The sequence below is a fragment of the Maledivibacter halophilus genome (assembly GCF_900167445.1).
Taxonomy (GTDB): domain Bacteria; phylum Bacillota; class Clostridia; order Peptostreptococcales; family Caminicellaceae; genus Maledivibacter; species Maledivibacter halophilus.
The window spans coordinates 87381-102738 of record NZ_FUZT01000001.1 but is presented as its reverse complement, the minus strand read 5'-3'; the positions used below and the strand labels follow the sequence as shown (position 1 = coordinate 102738).

General features: G+C 34.9%; 16 protein-coding genes. 1 reads left to right on the top strand and 15 read right to left on the bottom strand.

The window, feature by feature from the left end; all coding sequences use genetic code 11:
- Positions 1 to 75 precede the first annotated feature (75 nt).
- From B5X81_RS00560 to B5X81_RS00490, 15 genes are all read right to left on the bottom strand, one after another.
- Positions 76 to 2139: a M56 family metallopeptidase gene (locus B5X81_RS00560; RefSeq protein ID WP_079488552.1), complete on the bottom strand. Its 2064-nt coding sequence runs from the start codon at positions 2137 to 2139 to the stop codon at positions 76 to 78.
- A 2-nt stretch (positions 2140 to 2141) separates the two neighbouring features.
- Positions 2142 to 2504: a BlaI/MecI/CopY family transcriptional regulator gene (locus B5X81_RS00555; protein WP_079488550.1), complete on the bottom strand. Its 363-nt coding sequence runs from the start codon at positions 2502 to 2504 to the stop codon at positions 2142 to 2144.
- Positions 2505 to 2794: 290 nt separating this feature from the next.
- Positions 2795 to 4261: a Na+/H+ antiporter NhaC family protein gene (locus B5X81_RS00550; protein WP_079488548.1), complete on the bottom strand. Its 1467-nt coding sequence runs from the start codon at positions 4259 to 4261 to the stop codon at positions 2795 to 2797.
- A gap of 499 nt (positions 4262 to 4760) precedes the next feature.
- The gene (locus B5X81_RS00545; RefSeq protein WP_079488547.1) at positions 4761 to 5414 is read right to left on the bottom strand and encodes an acetate--CoA ligase family protein; all 654 of its coding nucleotides are present in this window, start codon (positions 5412 to 5414) and stop codon (positions 4761 to 4763) included.
- Between the two features lies 1 nt (position 5415).
- A complete protein-coding gene (locus B5X81_RS00540; protein WP_079488545.1) occupies positions 5416 to 6864 on the bottom strand; it encodes an acetate--CoA ligase family protein in 1449 nt (482 codons plus the stop codon).
- A gap of 18 nt (positions 6865 to 6882) precedes the next feature.
- Positions 6883 to 7788 carry a thiamine pyrophosphate-dependent enzyme gene (locus tag B5X81_RS00535; RefSeq protein ID WP_079488544.1) on the bottom strand — a complete coding sequence of 302 codons (906 nt, stop codon included), beginning with the start codon at positions 7786 to 7788 and terminating at the stop codon, positions 6883 to 6885.
- Positions 7789 to 7807: 19 nt separating this feature from the next.
- Positions 7808 to 8983, bottom strand: coding sequence for a transketolase C-terminal domain-containing protein (locus B5X81_RS00530; protein ID WP_079488542.1), 1176 nt, complete (start codon positions 8981 to 8983; stop codon positions 7808 to 7810).
- Complete coding sequence (locus B5X81_RS00525; RefSeq protein WP_079488541.1) at positions 8983 to 9249, bottom strand: 4Fe-4S binding protein; 267 nt, start codon at positions 9247 to 9249, stop codon at positions 8983 to 8985. Before B5X81_RS00525 ends, B5X81_RS00530 begins: the two co-directional genes overlap by 1 nt.
- A 16-nt stretch (positions 9250 to 9265) precedes the next feature.
- A complete protein-coding gene (locus tag B5X81_RS00520; RefSeq protein ID WP_079488539.1) occupies positions 9266 to 9805 on the bottom strand; it encodes a 2-oxoacid:acceptor oxidoreductase family protein in 540 nt (179 codons plus the stop codon).
- Between the two features lie 74 nt (positions 9806 to 9879).
- Positions 9880 to 11466, bottom strand: coding sequence for a dihydroorotase (locus B5X81_RS00515; protein ID WP_244281969.1), 1587 nt, complete (start codon positions 11464 to 11466; stop codon positions 9880 to 9882).
- Between the two features lie 6 nt (positions 11467 to 11472).
- Positions 11473 to 12096 (bottom strand): hypothetical protein, encoded by a 624-nt coding sequence (locus B5X81_RS00510; protein ID WP_079488538.1) that lies wholly within the window; start codon positions 12094 to 12096, stop codon positions 11473 to 11475.
- Between the two features lie 43 nt (positions 12097 to 12139).
- Positions 12140 to 12403, bottom strand: a complete 264-nt coding sequence (locus tag B5X81_RS00505) for a BMC domain-containing protein (RefSeq protein ID WP_079488536.1) — start codon at positions 12401 to 12403, stop codon at positions 12140 to 12142.
- A 2-nt stretch (positions 12404 to 12405) separates the two neighbouring features.
- Positions 12406 to 12690 (bottom strand): EutN/CcmL family microcompartment protein, encoded by a 285-nt coding sequence (locus B5X81_RS00500; protein ID WP_079488535.1) that lies wholly within the window; start codon positions 12688 to 12690, stop codon positions 12406 to 12408.
- Between the two features lie 8 nt (positions 12691 to 12698).
- On the bottom strand, positions 12699 to 14132 hold the full coding sequence (locus B5X81_RS00495) for an aminotransferase class V-fold PLP-dependent enzyme (protein WP_208984955.1): 1434 nt from the start codon (positions 14130 to 14132) through the stop codon (positions 12699 to 12701).
- Between the two features lie 40 nt (positions 14133 to 14172).
- Complete coding sequence (locus B5X81_RS00490) at positions 14173 to 14448, bottom strand: BMC domain-containing protein (RefSeq protein ID WP_079488533.1); 276 nt, start codon at positions 14446 to 14448, stop codon at positions 14173 to 14175.
- Between the two features lie 165 nt (positions 14449 to 14613).
- Between B5X81_RS00490 and B5X81_RS00485 the strand changes: the two genes are divergently transcribed.
- Positions 14614 to 15312, top strand: a complete 699-nt coding sequence (locus B5X81_RS00485; protein WP_079488532.1) for a Crp/Fnr family transcriptional regulator — start codon at positions 14614 to 14616, stop codon at positions 15310 to 15312.
- The last annotated feature ends 46 nt before the right edge of the window (positions 15313 to 15358 follow it).

Below are 15358 nucleotides of genomic sequence, written 5' to 3'. Positions count from 1 at the left end.
GAAGTGATTTTTTTAGAAAATATTAATACTTCTGCCCTTTAAAATTGTATTTTACACCCTAAAATCAACTGAAGCTTATGGAACATATTGCTCTATAATGCTTTTTACATACCCCTCCTTTGTGACAATTCTAAAGGGTGGTGCAAATTCTGAATATTGCTCAAGATATTGGATAAACTCCTCCAAAGTAACAGATTTATGGGTGATTTCCTCACCCCAATTTATAATACTATATTGGGTTTGATCTGTTACTTCACAATACATTGGGTATTTATTAGGATTGTGTATGTAAAATCCATTTGGCATATCATTGGCATCTATATTCAATTCCCTCAGTCTCTCTGTATCATTATCCGTTAACCATTCAATCCTATCTAAATGAAAAAGAGCTTTTTCAATATTAAAGTCTGATATAAATCCTATAAAATGACTTTCTGGAACTTCTTGAAAATCTTCAATCTTTGCATAATACTGAACAACAAGTTCATCAAGAGAAACATTTTGCCCAAGACCAATGTCATTATTTATATATTGAAAAGCCACCTGTAAAGGATCTAGAAGAAATTGTTTATGTCCATCGTCACATTGTTTTTGTAGTTCCTTATAATAATCTCCTATTATCCCCTTAGCATCAGGGGTAACATAATAAATATTGCCATTTCCATCCATCCATCTCTCTACACACCATATCCCTGAATCTCCCTTAATAACTGGTTGAGATAAAAACAATTGACAGGTTTCCCCTGTTGATATTGGAAATTTTACAAGGATATGCTTTCCCTTATATGTTTCATGGGGTAGTAGATTCATACCTTCAAGAAAACTGCGAAGCTCTGTTTCCCGTCCTGCAATTGTAGTAAGATCCCTTTCTACACCCCAAAGATTACCTAAATAATGAGGTTTTGAATGTTCATAAGAAAAAATTAACATTACTTTACCTCCACCGCTAGCATATTCAGTAATCCATCCATCAACTTCACTCAGCCCCCCTGCTATCATAACCTTATTTATATCATCGGGTTTCAAGTGATATTCAAGTCTCCAAATCTCTATGGGATATGGGAGCATATCATAAAATGTATCCATTTTTTCTAGCTTTGTAATTTTCCTGTCTACAATCTTAACATCTGATCCTTTTATATTTTCAAAATCTCTGATTTCTTCTTCTACAAATTGATTTGCATAGTCTACTACTGTCAATTGCTTTTTGTGTGGATCACTTATAAGTCCAATGGAAACTATTACCACTGAAATAATTACAACTACAACAACCCAAAACCTAGGCTTTTTATAGCTTAATATATTCTTTATTCTACCTTTTATATTGTTTTCTCCAAAAGTAAGGGGAGAACCACCAATAATGCGTTTTCCCGTGGACATAGATAAAAGAGATGTGGAATAATCCTTTTTAATATCATTGCCCATCTCCTTTATAACACTTTCATCACATGATAACTCCATATCTTCACCCATTAGGAAGAAGGCAATCCAAACAAGGGGATTGAACCAATGAATACATAGTACAAAAAATGCAAATGGTTTTATTATATGGTCAAATCTTCTAATATGGATTTGTTCATGCTTAATTACATAATCTCTTTCAGTTTTAAAAAGATTTATAGGAAGATAAATTTTGGGTTCTATGATACCAAAAACAAAGGGTGTTTTAATTTCATCCATTTCATAAATATTATCTGAAATAAACTCTGCAAATTTAATCTTCTTATAAAGTCTTATAGTAGTAAAAACACTATATATTACTAAAGCCACAATACCCAAAAGCCATATGAATTCACCTAGAGTAATCCAAATTTCCATTGGATTTGCACTAGCGGTACCGACAATTTGAGCTGGTAATGATTTATTTACTGTTTTATCAATTGCTCTAAAACCACTATCAATTTGTGGTGATTCCAAATACATTATATTTTGAGGCACGGTTTGTTTATTAAATGGTATTAGGCTAAATATACTTTCAAATGAAAATGGACATACAAGTCGAAATAAAACCACAGACCAAAGAACGTAGGAGAAAATTTTAGGTACCTTTTTTAAGAATAACCTGGCAACTATGACAAACAAAATAACATAGGAGGATGTAATACTCATATTGATAATTTGTAAAAACACTTTATCCATAGCTATTCCTCCTTATGTTCCATAATTAGTCTTTGAAGCTCATCAATTTCCTTGTGGCTTAACTTTTTACTTCTTGTAAATGCAGCCAAAAACCTTGGAAGTGAGCCCTCAAAATTTTCTTCAACAAATAGCTTACTTTGCTGAGCATAAAAATCCTCTCTTTTGATTAAAGCAGATACAATGCTATTTTTGTTTTGAAAAATTTTTTTATCCTCAAGCCGTTTTAGCATAGTGTAAGTAGTTGATTTTTTCCAGTTAAACTCTACCTTACAAATTTTAACTAGCTCAGAGGATTTAATGGGTTCACTTTCCCAAATAATATCTGCAAATTTCCCTTCCATATCGGTGAGTCTATACTCAACCATATAAAACATCTCCTTTCAGTCTACAAACTGTAAACCAATATGCTACAGTTTACAACTTGTAGACTACTTTGTCAAGAGAAGAAGATATTTTAGTCTATATCTCAGATAACGACTAGGTATATATAGGCTTAACTAAAGACTATATCCAATATATAAGAACTAAATATATTTCTAATAAATCCTAGAATAATAAATGTAAAATATAAAAAATTCAAGTTCTAAATATTTAGAACTTGAATTTTTTATATTTTAAGAAAATCAATTCATATTTTTGTTTATAGTGAAATATATTAATTAGTCACATTATTTATTAATCTTTGTTTTCTCTTAATTCTCTCACCCTTTTCCCCTTCATATTCACGTCCCCATCCTGTAATAACTGAAAATACAAATACAAAGAATAAAATTATACAATGAAAGGTGGCAAATGAAAGCTGTATTGGGTTAATGGCTTTAATGAAACTATAATCAGCCATAAGCCCGTTTACACAAGTAATAACTATAAATATAAAAGAACTTGTAAAAGGAATTATAACAGGCAATGTACTTGCAAAACCATCAAGAAGGTTTGCTCTTCTATATGGGTGAAGCTCCCTTGACTGACCAATTTTATCTGCAATAGGTCCAAACATAATGATTGCAGGACCATTGGCTGCACCTAAGCACATAGATGATACCATTATACCTATACCCATAATAAACTCTGAACCTATAATTGTATTGTTGAACCTACTGCTTAAAAGTCCTTCAATTATCTTATCCATAGTACCACTTGCATTAAGGACACCCATAATACCTGCAACTGCATAAAGATAGCCTACTGTACCAAGCATATTCTTGATACCATCAATGGCAAAGCCCTGCAATGTTCCATTTTCAACTGAAATAATATCCTTAGGTCCAATAATGCCTGTTACAAGTCCTATAACTGTACCTGAAATAATTCCCCATGTTATGGCAATAAAAATATCCCTCTTAGTAACTGCAACTACAAGTAATACAACAACTGGAATTAACATTATAAGTCCCTTTGGATCCATATATTGTATAAGAATCTCTTTGCCAGCAACATTTGCTTTTCCTGCATCGCCCATTAAGTAAAATAATACGCAAGCAATAAGACCCGACGTTAAAGCATATTTCATTCTTGTTCCCACAACACCAGCGATGTCAGCAGTTCCATCTTTATGATAATATCTCTGTGACGCTGCTGATGCAATGGTTGTATCTGAAATAGGAGCTATATTATCACCAAAAATGGCACCACTTAAAATAGCACCTGCAAGATATAAAGGATGAGCTCCTAAAAGAATACCTGATGGATATAAAATAGGAAATCCTGAAAAAAGTGTTCCAATAGAAGTTCCTGTTGCCATGGAAATAATACTGGTGGCTACGAATGTAAATACTACAAACATTCCGCCCTGAAGCCCCATAGAATCCCCAAGCCAAACAAATCCTTGTGCAACACCGCCTCTAGACATAAGCTTTGCAAAAACTCCAACCACTAAAAGAATAAGTGCAAGTGTATTCATCATTGGAGAAGCCATTCCATTAACGATTGCTTTCCAATAATTTGACCAATTTTTTGCAAAGAGACTTCCAATAATAATGGCAAGAATTCCACCCATACAGAGAGCTTCCATTTCAAATACTTTAAAAACCACGAAAAAGGCTACACAAAATATCACAAAAATAATAAGTGGAATAAGTGAAAATAAATTAGTTCTCTTAAATTCTAATATTTCTTTATCCATAATGCTTCCTCCGTTCTTTAAATAATATTTAGTGCTGTTTTTTACCTAGGCCTAATAATTGGAAATGAGCTCATCCATATGATTTCTTTTGATTTTTTAATAATAACATTATTTTTCTTTAGACATCTTAAAGATTAATTAATCTATTATTATGATATATTGAAGCCATTTTAAAATCTGTAAACTGTTTTACAAAACGAAGGTATTTTCAGTATATTTAAATTATAAAAAATATTCAAATAATTATTTGAGCAAATTGCATAATTACCTTCTCTCAAAATTATCTGCTACATACAGTTTTAAAATCTTCAAAGCCATACCGTATATATTATGCAATTGTGCAAAATTAGAGTTATGCAATTTCCTCATTTATGTATAGATATACGTTTTTAAATTTTAATTTATCCAGTATCCACTGAGAACCCTTTTTCGCTCCTCTTATAAACCTCTTTTAATTAGTCAATAAAATTTCGGAGCCAGTTAAAAATTTGTAGAAAATTTAAAGCTTTATAAGTGCATCTACCCCTTTTGCACCCTTCCCCTCCTCATATAGAAAAATAGGATTAATGTCTATTTCTTCAATTGTTGAATTTTCTATTATTAATTTTGAAACCTTTAGAAGTATATTAATTAAAGCTTCCTTGTCATAGACAGTACCTCTTACGCCCTTTATTATCTCAAAAAGCTTTGTCTCAGCCAGCATTTTGTTGGCATCAAGTTTTGTAATAGGAAGAAGTCTTAATGAAATATCCTTGAAGACCTCAACATAAACGCCTCCACTTCCCACCATAATAACTGGTCCAAATTGAGGATCCTTCTTCATGCCTATAATAACCTCAAGCCCTACCGGCACCATCTCTTGAATAAGAATTCCATCGATTTTTGCATCAGTTTTATAAAACTTAGCATTATAAAGGATTTTATCAAAAATCTCTACCAGCTCATCCTCTGTTTTGACATTTGTAAAAACACAACCTGCCTCTGTTTTATGCAGGATATCCGATGATAATATCTTCATAACCACGGGAAATTTAAGCTTTTTAGCTATCTCTTTTGCTTCATCCACTGTTTTCGAAAGAAAGCCTTTTGCCATAGGAATATCATATTGGGAGAGAAGATTCTTTCCATCCAATTCATTTAAAAATCTACTCATACTACTCTACTCCTCCCATACTGTTTAAAAACCCTTTGTATTTAACCATATTTGCTGCTGCTTTAACACAGTGTAAAGGTGTATCATATGTTCTAATTCCATTTTTCTCTAAAATTTCTCTGCATTCCCAAACATAATTTCCTGCCATAATACAAATATATAACGGTTTCTTCTTTCCATAGCCCTCATCCTTCAAAAGTCTGACAAGTTCATCTGCTAACTTTTTCCTCGGTAAAAATGTAGGTACAACAGTTATAAATATAACGCTGTCAACTGCATCATCCTCCATAACCATGCGAAGACTTTCAACATGATGGTGAACATCTGCTGCTGCTGTAATATCAGCATAGCCTTCCGGCGAACAAACATTAGCCATATCTGGAAGCAATTCTTTTAATTTCTTCTTTGTTTCACTGCTTATCAAGGGAAGCTTTAATATCTTTTCATCCATATAGGCATCGGTACAATATATACCTGGTCCACCTGCTTGAGTAAGAATAAATACATTGTTGCCCTTAGGAAGTATACACCCATCAAGGGATTGTAATGTATCCATCATTTCCTCTATGGTATATACTCTTATAATACCGTATTGTCTGAATGCAGCATCATAAACCGCATCTGCTCCTGCCAGTGAGCCAGTGTGTGAATTAGCTGCCTTTGCACCAATTTCACTCCTACCCACCTTAAGTACAACAACAGGTTTTTTCTTTGTAATTCTTGCAAGGGTATCAATGAGCTTTCTTCCATTGTGGTAACCCTCCATATACATGCCGATAACCTTTGTATTCTCATCTCTTTCAAAATATTCAAGAAGATCGATAAAATCAACATCAGCCATATTACCAATGGAAATGAATTTATTCATTGAAATAGGCTCAGGCTGTGAAGCACCCATCATAAGGATAGAAGCTGCAAGGGCACCACTTTGGGAAATAAAGCTTATCCCACCTTTTTTTCCTCTACTCTCCCTTGGAAGAAGAGTTTCCACAAAGGTTGTATCAACACGGTTTATATTATCAATAATACCAATACAGTTAGGACCTACAACACGAACACCATGACGTTTTGCTGTATTGATAAGGCAGTCCTGCCTCTTAATGCCTTCCCTGGTTTTAGTTTCTCCGTAGTTTGCTGCAGCACAAACTATAACCTTAACATCCTTTTTCTTTGCCATTCTTATCTCTAAATCCTCCATGATATGGAAAATTGCCTTTGAAGGAGTGATAAGAACTATAAGCTCAATCTTATCTTCTATATCTGAAAGTTTTTTATAACATTTAAGTCCTAATATTTCCTTTTTAAAAATGTTAATGGGAAATATTTTCTTAGAATAGCCAATACTTAATAAATTATCTAATATAATATACCCTGCTTTAAGGGGGTTGGAGCTTGCTCCAACCACTGCAATATTTTCAGGATTAAATAAAGCATCCAAATTATTACCCATTACTCAATCACCCTTTTCTTATAAAGTACTAAGCTGCTTGAGCCTTTGCCACTTATTATCTACCAATTTTTGTATATCAGATATTTCATCTTCGTCTATGTGTTTAAACTTCTTTATATGTTTAAGGTATTCCATAAGGGGCTTAGGCTTTTTGTACTCCTTATTAATTACAAATTTACCATTAATAACCTCATAAAGGGGAAAGAAATTAGTTTCAACGGCCAGTCTTGAGACTTCTATACTCATATTAGGCTTAATTCCCCAGCCTGTAAGACAGGGATTATACACATGTATATATGCAAGACCTCTTTCAGAAGCCTCCATAGCTTTTTCAACTTTAGTAACCATATCAGGAATAAAAGCAGGTGAACATGTGGCCATATATGGAATATCATGCATAGCCATAATCATCGGAAAATCCTTTTTATGCTGTCTCTTTCCTCCCCTGCCCTCCTCACTTACAGGAGTAGTCGTTGTCCATGAATACTTCGTAGTAGCACTACTTCTCTGATAACCTGTATTCATATATCCTTCGTTATCATAGCAGATATAGATTAATTTATCTCCTCTTTCTGCAGCCCCTGAAAGGCATTGCATACCTGCATCAGTTGTTGCACCATCACCTGCAAAGGCAACAACATTAACCTTTCTTCCAACCTTTTCATAATGCATCTTGATACCTGCAAGCATAGAAGCCACATTATCCAAAAGAGGAAAGAATACAGGTATCTTTGAACCTGATTTTTTATCCCATCCAACAACACCAACACCTCCCATGCATCCCGGAGGAATAGCATAGATTGTATTCGTTCCCAAAACCTTCATACAGGTTCTCAACGTCAACTCAACATTACAGCCTACACAGGCAGATATACCAGGAGAAACCACGTCCTCCATTGCTCCTAATTTATCTATTATATTCATATCTTCTCCACCTACCCTTCTATACCATCATCCAAATAGTTCCACTACTTATTCTTTCTTCCGCTGCCTTAACAATGGCATCTATTGAATCCATCATCATATTAATTGTGATATCTTCTCCTCCTAGTCCTCCAACAATAGGAACGGAAGGAACATAATTATCTCCCTCATAAAGAGCTGATTTAACCTCTTGATAGACAATACCTGTATCCCATCCAAAGGATACGTTCCTGTCAACGACTCCAAATGATTTAACTTTAGATAATGCTTTACAAACTCTATCCTTAGGAAATGGTCTTATCATTCTCATTTTTATAAGACCAATTCTTATGCCCTCTGCCCTCTTAAGATCAACAGCCTCTTTAGCTGCACCTGTCATTGAACCAGTTGTTACCAAAGCATATTCAGCATCATCTATTTTATATTCTTCAATAGCTCCCCCATATGTTCTTCCGAATAATTGACCATAGTCTCTATCAACTTCTTCTATAACATCAAGGGCTGCCTGCTGTCCCTTCAAATGTTTATATCTATATTCCATTAAAAGATCTCCATTTGTAAGAGGATCAACAGCCATTGGTCTTTTAGGATCAAGTAAAATATGATCAGGTTTATATGTTCCCAAGAAATTATCAACCTTTTCCTGCTCTGGAATGAAAACCTTTTCAGTCATGTGTGAAAGATAAAAGCCATCATAGCATATATTGATTGGAAGAAGAACTCTTTTATCCTCGGCAATTTTAAATGCCTGAACAATAAGATCAAGAATTTCCTGATTATCTTCAGCATAAATCTGCATCCAGCCTGCATCTCTTACACTCATAGAATCTTGCTGTCCACCCCAAACACTTTGAGGAGAAATCATTTCTCTATTAACTACTGCCATAACGATAGGAAGTCTTAATGTAGAAGCTCTGAAGTATGGCTCATACATTAAAGAAAGTCCTTGAGAAGCAGTGGCAGTAAATGTTCTTGAGCCTGCAAGGGATGCCCCTGTAACAATACTCATAGCTGAAAGCTCTGATTCAACCTCACTCATAGCTGCATCGATTTCATCATTTGCCGCAAATTCTGTTAAATACTCAACAACAGGTGTTTGTGGCGTTATAGGATAAGCTGCAATAACATTGGGTCTTGCAAGGGCAGCACCAATGGCAGCAGCCTTATTGCCATTTAAAACATCAAATTTCTGCATCATTTTCCCTCCTCGACTGCCATATTAATTGCTTTTTTAGGACATTCATGTGCACAGATACCACAGCCCTTACAATAATCATATGAAATTACAAATTCTCCTTCAATTTTATTAATTGAGTTAACAGGACAATATAAAAAACATATACCGCATTTTATACATTTCTCATGATCTATAACAGGCCTTTGTGTTCTCCAGTCTCCTGTGTTTAAAACATGAATTCCATCTGCTCCAATGGGAGCAATATATTTACTCTTAAATTTCATTTTATTCTCCCCTTAACTAAAATTCTATAACTTGAACATCTTCATAGCCCCTGTACAAAGCCTCTCTATTCTTAGAACCCCAAAATTCTTCAACCTTTTCAGCAATTTTATCAATTGAAACAAGGTCTGTTGCCTTACAGAAAGCCCCTAACATAACTGTATTCGTAATGGCTTTTCCAATGGTTTCAAGAGCTATTTCTGTAGCATTAAGAAATGCCACTCCTTTAACGTTTTTAGGTAATTTTAAGTTCTCGGGTTTACAAGTCGTATTTATTACCAAAGTACCATTCTCCTTAATTCCTTCAAAAACATCAACGGCATTCATGATAGTAGGATCAAGAACAATTACTATATCCGGATTATAAACTCTATTTTTAGGTCTGATAGGATTAGAGCTAATCCTTACAAAAGCAGTAACGGGAGCACCCTGCCTTTCAAACCCGAAAAAAGGAATAGAATTTCCATACTTGCCGTCCATAACAGATGCATATACCAATACTTCAGCGGCTTTAACAGAACCCATTCCGCCCCTGCCGTGTATTCTTATTTCTTTCAAAATCCTTACCTCCTTAAATAATCTCTTAGATCATCACGGGATTTTTTACAGTATAATACTAATCCCTTCAAGCTTTATCTGCTAAGACATTTTCCTGTGGAATGATTTGCAACAAATACACCATTTTCAACAACTATTTCACCATTTTTAATCGTTGTAACAGGCCATCCCTGTAATCTTCTTCCCTCAAAAATTGAGAAATCTGAGCGTGAGTTCAATTGATGAGCTCTAACCTCCTTAGCAGTATTTATATCAACTATTACCACATCTGCATCGCTTCTTGGAAGTATTGTTCCCTTCTTTGGATATACTCCGAAGATTTCCGCAGGTTTTTTTGTCATATGACTAATGATTTTTTCAATAGGTATTCCTCTTTTTACAACACCTTCAGTAAGCACCGACGTAAGATGGGTCTCCAGTGCAGGATAACCAGCAATAGCTTCCCACATAGGTCCATCATTATTTTTTTCTTTTCTTGTCTGAGTTACATTGTCTGTTCCTATTGTATCAACAATACCATCTTCTACAGCCTTCCACAGCTCCTCCATATCCTCCACATCTCTAAAGGGAGGTTCCATTTTGAATTCATTTCCTTTAATACCCTGCTTTGTGATTGAAAGATAGGGGCTTGTTGTCTCAACATGAACATATTTGTTTTTAGGTTTAATATTTCTTAATCTTTCTATAGCCGCCTTCGATGACATGTGTACAAAATAAACAGGAACTCTACTTTTTTCAGCTAAATATGAAAGTCTCATTACTGCTTCCTCTTCAGCCATGTCAGGATGTGTATCTGTAAAATCTAAAACAGTTGCATTTTCACCCTTTTCTGCCCTTATTCTTGCACTTGCGCGCCTCACAATATATCGATTTTCTGCATGGGAACACAGTATACAATCCTTATTACTCTTTTTTATTTCCTCAAGAACATCAAGTATAAATCCATCATCAACATCTGGTATAAGTCCTGGAATACCATTCATATAAATCTTAAAAGATGTTATACCAAGATGCTGTATATAATCCTGAATTTCACTTTTTTGCTCATCATTTGCAATAACAAGATGCGGAATAATATCTATATAGGAAAGTCTTTTTGCATCTTCCATTATTTGAGGAAAGGATGTAAAGTGTGACTGTGGTCCCCCAAAATAGCAGCCTATTGTTGTGACTCCACCCATAAGTGCTGACTTCGTTTCTGTTACAAGCTCTGTTTTAAGGGGAGCAAAAAGTCCAAGATGAACATGGGGATCTATTATTCCAGGTATTACATACTTTCCTGTTGCATCTATAGTTTTTGCTGCTTTTATCGAATCATTTCTCCCGATGGAATGAATTTTTCCATCCTTGATATAAACATTCATATTAAAAATTCCATTGTCTGGCAATACAACAATGCCATTAATAATTGCAATGTCTATATTAGATGGGTTTTGAATCATAGTCTGGCTCTGGGGAAAAGCTATAGAAGTTCCCGCTACAGGCTGTGATAGGGTAAATTTGTCAAGCTTGTCTAATTTTGAACTGATCTCTCTTAAAATATTTAAGGATTCTCTGTCCTCTTCCCAGGATATCTGCTCTGAAGAATATGCTTTTTCTTCTTCCCTTCTATCACTACTTATCTGGCTTTTTATATATGATGAAAAAATATCCCGTTCCATAGATTATTACCTTCCTTCTACATTTTCTATTGCAGCAAGCGCAGCATCTCTTGCAGACCTTACCTCAGCCTCTTTTCCAGAAATATACATCCTCCCAAAACGGCCCACGGGATCAAAGGTAATTATCTTAATCTGAGCATTCTTTTCCGCTTCATTTACTGCAATTGAAATATATGCTGCAGGTTCAACCTCCATTATAAAAAGGCTTTCACCGGGAACAAGTATCGAGCCTAAACGTCCGTCACGGTTAACTAACTGGGCCTGATAAGGATCTATATTAGAAATAATCTGCTGTGATACCACTTTTGGCTTCATTCTATCCTTTATATCAAATCCACAGACATCAAGAATCACCTGCCCTGCCTGCTTTATGTCCTCATGGGAATAGGAATGGAGCTCTATTTCTCCATATTCTCTTTCAACCATCTGAAAGCCAGGCTTTGCATTTGTTTGCTTCAATGCTGCATCAAGGAGATTATAGACTCCACTTCCAGGAGCCAGTTCTATATACAATTCACTCATACCAGCCAAAGGTATATCTCCCCTAGCAACTGTACCAGTAATAGCAGCGTATTGTGGCTGCATATTATCTACAATTATAAAGGTCCTAATATCTAAATTTTCTCTCATAGGCTAATCCTCTCCTATAGTTCGGTAGTCATACCTTAAAGACTTATTTTAGAAGATTTTCTGTTTCTTCATTTGGTCTTGCTATTACATGGACACTTACAAGCTCTCCAACCTTCTTAGCTGCATCTGTACCAGCATCAACGGCTGCCTTGACTGCTCCAACATCCCCCTCAATAATGACTGTTACAAATCCGCCACCTACTAATTTCTTTCCTACTATTTCAATATTAGCTGCTTTAACCATTGCATCTGCTGCCTCAATAGCTGCAACCAAGCCTTTAGTTTCAATAAATCCCTTTGATTTCATTTTTATTTTCCTCCCTTTATCTGATTTAAATCGCATGTATCAACAATCCCTATAATTGCTGAATCCGCAGGTGAATTGGTGTGACCTAAAGCACATCTAGCACTGGAGCCTGCTGTTACAAGAACAATTTCCCCTACACTGCAGCCTATGGTATCAACGGCAACCATAATTTCCCCTGTAGGATTTCCAGACTCATTTAATCTCTGTGTAGTCACTAGACTACAACCCATTAAGGCTTTGTTTTTAATGGTTGAAACACATTTACCCTGAACTTTACAGATATACATAAGAGTATCTACCTTCCCTCTAAAATATCCTTAATAGAATCTAAAGCATAGTCAATTTCATCAGGTTTTGTGTAAAAATGAGGAGCTATTCTAATCACATCTCCACGACCTGAACCGATAATATTCCTTTTCCGTAAAAGCCCTTCCATAGTATGGGAATCTACTTTATGTCCACATTGAATAGCTGTTGTACCACCCTTCATACTTACATCAAAGGGACTCCATGTTGTAAGTCCTCTTGCAATAACCCCCTTTAATGCATGGGCACTAAGCATATCAATTCTATCCTTAATTCTTCTATCTCCTACCTCATTTATAATTTCAAGACCTGCTTTACAGGCATAAGCATTGAGCACGGGAGGTGTTCCTGTATCAAAACGACTTGCCTTGTTGGCCCAGTCCAGATATCTTGTTTGGAATAGGAATGGGTTTGTCTGGGAAAACCAGCCTGTTACAGAAGGCTTTAAATCTTGAACAAGCTTCTTATTTACATACATAAATGCAATACCTGGGATACCAAATAAATATTTCAGACAGCCTGAAACCAATATATCAATATTCATTGCCTTAACATCGACTGGATCTGTTCCTAAACTCTGGTAAGCATCCACCAAAATAAGTGAGCCTTTACTATGGGCTATTTCAGCAATCCTCGAAATATCCTGTTTGAAACCATTTAAATAATAAACCTGTGTTATAGATGTTAATAATGTATTTTCATCAATATATCTTTCATATTCACTTATATCTATTTGATGATTTTCATTTACAGAAACAAAATCAACCTTTGCTCCATACCTTTGATTTGCAAGCCAAATATAGGCAACAGTTGGGAATTCAGCATCTGTAATAACAACTTTTTTTCTTTTCCCTGTATAATCAAGGGAATTTGCAATTGAGCTTACTAAATCCGAAACTGAAGAAGCCACTGCAATCTCCTCAGGATCAGCATTTATCAGCTTGGCAAATTCAGCCTTGGCCTCATCAACCTCTTGACACCATGAATCCCAATCCATTCCTATACCGCCCCAATTTTCCAGATATCTGTTTATGCCATCCAAAACCCTCTTTGACTGTGCACTTTGTGAACAGTTGCCCAGATGAGCTACATTTTTTAGAATTGGGAATTCTTCTCTCCACTTATCAACTTCTGCTTCAGTGATTAATCCATTATAAGGAAGTGTCTTAACCTGCTCATAGTTTGGTGTTTCTATTTTGTAAGTTGTATTTACTAAAGTAGACTTTGGTGTATACTGTTGTACAAGGGATGAATTACCTATATTTGTCTGTGAAGTTTCATCTTTATAAACAAACTTAATTCCTTCTTTTGCTGCTGCTTCTTTTGCAACAGAAGTAACAACATCTTCTCTATTTATTGCAATTACACTCTCACCTTTAGAAGCACAAGAAGCTACATCCTGTGCCGTATAAAATTTTCTCACCTCATATGACTCCTTTCTAATGACTTTTAGCTACTATTAATTATTCCGCTGATGGTATAAACATCTCCATCAATTCCTGACTGGGTCTTGGAATTACATGGGCTGAAATAAGCTCTCCAACTTTTTGAGCTGCTTCTATACCAGCATCAACTGCAGCTTTTACTGCCCCCACATCTCCTTTGATAATAACAGTAACATAGCCTCCACCGATTTCAAATTTCCCTACTACTTGAATATTTGCTGTTTTTACCATGGCATCAGCCGCTTCAACACTACCTACAAAACCTATTGTTTCAATAAAACCATATGAATCCATCGTTTCTTTTCCTCCTCTATTAAATAAGTATGATAGTTGAAAAAGTCTAACTTCTTGCTAAAAATTATAGCAGTTATGGTATAATAAATCTGTAAATCATTTTACAAATATATTGAATATTCATACTATGTTATATTTTTTAATTGTGGGGTGATTATAATTAATATGGTTAACAAGAAAGAAAAAATGAATGCTCTTAATAATTCACCATGGATAGAAATGAGTTATATTGACTGGACCTGTATAACAAAAGGCTATACTCCAAAGGCTTACAACAAGAATGAAATAATATATAATCAATATGATGATCCAGATTATGTCTATCTGGTTAAAAAAGGAAGGGTAAGGCTTGATATTTACGGAATAAATGGAGAAATTTACAGCTTATTTGTTGCAGAAGCAGGTACATTTTTAGGAGAAATTTCTCCTATAGACTTGCTTCCAAATATGTGCAGTGCAACCGCCGCTACCTATTCAATCCTCTATAATATACCAAAAACCCGATTTATAGAAGAACTTAATACCAATTATGAATTTTCTCTCAATATACTTAAAATGATGGCAAAAAAAATAAGGCTAATAACAACCCAAATAAAACAGCTTTATTTTAACGATTCCAACTACAGAGTATGTTCTGCTCTAGGAAATCTTGTAAAACAGTATAGCTCCCAAACCCCAGAAGGTTACCACAAACTAAAAATTAAATTTACACATCAAGAAATGGCAAACATAACAGGCCTATCAAGGGTATCAGTTTCCAACATAATGCTCAAGCTTACATCCGAGGGAATAATCGATAAACAAGACGGTTTTATTGTAATAAAAAATATGAGCTCATTAAACAATTATTTGCTTGAAATTTGATTACACTGTTCCTTTAACTTTATATGAAACTTTTTTTTTGAACAGA

Coding starts and splice junctions, on each gene's coding strand:
- B5X81_RS00510 (WP_079488538.1), bottom strand. CDS start 12,096: ATGAGAGAAAATTTAGATATTAGGACCTTTATAATTGTAGATAATATG.
- B5X81_RS00540 (WP_079488545.1), bottom strand. CDS start 6,864: ATGGGTAATAATTTGGATGCTTTATTTAATCCTGAAAATATTGCAGTG.
- B5X81_RS00505 (WP_079488536.1), bottom strand. CDS start 12,403: ATGAAATCAAAGGGATTTATTGAAACTAAAGGCTTGGTTGCAGCTATT.
- B5X81_RS00530 (WP_079488542.1), bottom strand. CDS start 8,983: ATGCAGAAATTTGATGTTTTAAATGGCAATAAGGCTGCTGCCATTGGT.
- B5X81_RS00535 (WP_079488544.1), bottom strand. CDS start 7,788: ATGAATATAATAGATAAATTAGGAGCAATGGAGGACGTGGTTTCTCCT.
- B5X81_RS00500 (WP_079488535.1), bottom strand. CDS start 12,690: ATGTATATCTGTAAAGTTCAGGGTAAATGTGTTTCAACCATTAAAAAC.
- B5X81_RS00525 (WP_079488541.1), bottom strand. CDS start 9,249: ATGAAATTTAAGAGTAAATATATTGCTCCCATTGGAGCAGATGGAATT.
- B5X81_RS00555 (WP_079488550.1), bottom strand. CDS start 2,504: ATGGTTGAGTATAGACTCACCGATATGGAAGGGAAATTTGCAGATATT.
- B5X81_RS00560 (WP_079488552.1), bottom strand. CDS start 2,139: ATGGATAAAGTGTTTTTACAAATTATCAATATGAGTATTACATCCTCC.
- B5X81_RS00490 (WP_079488533.1), bottom strand. CDS start 14,448: ATGGATTCATATGGTTTTATTGAAACAATAGGTTTTGTAGGTAGTGTT.
- B5X81_RS00545 (WP_079488547.1), bottom strand. CDS start 5,414: ATGAGTAGATTTTTAAATGAATTGGATGGAAAGAATCTTCTCTCCCAA.
- B5X81_RS00485 (WP_079488532.1), top strand. CDS start 14,614: ATGGTTAACAAGAAAGAAAAAATGAATGCTCTTAATAATTCACCATGG.
- B5X81_RS00515 (WP_244281969.1), bottom strand. CDS start 11,466: ATGGAACGGGATATTTTTTCATCATATATAAAAAGCCAGATAAGTAGT.
- B5X81_RS00550 (WP_079488548.1), bottom strand. CDS start 4,261: ATGGATAAAGAAATATTAGAATTTAAGAGAACTAATTTATTTTCACTT.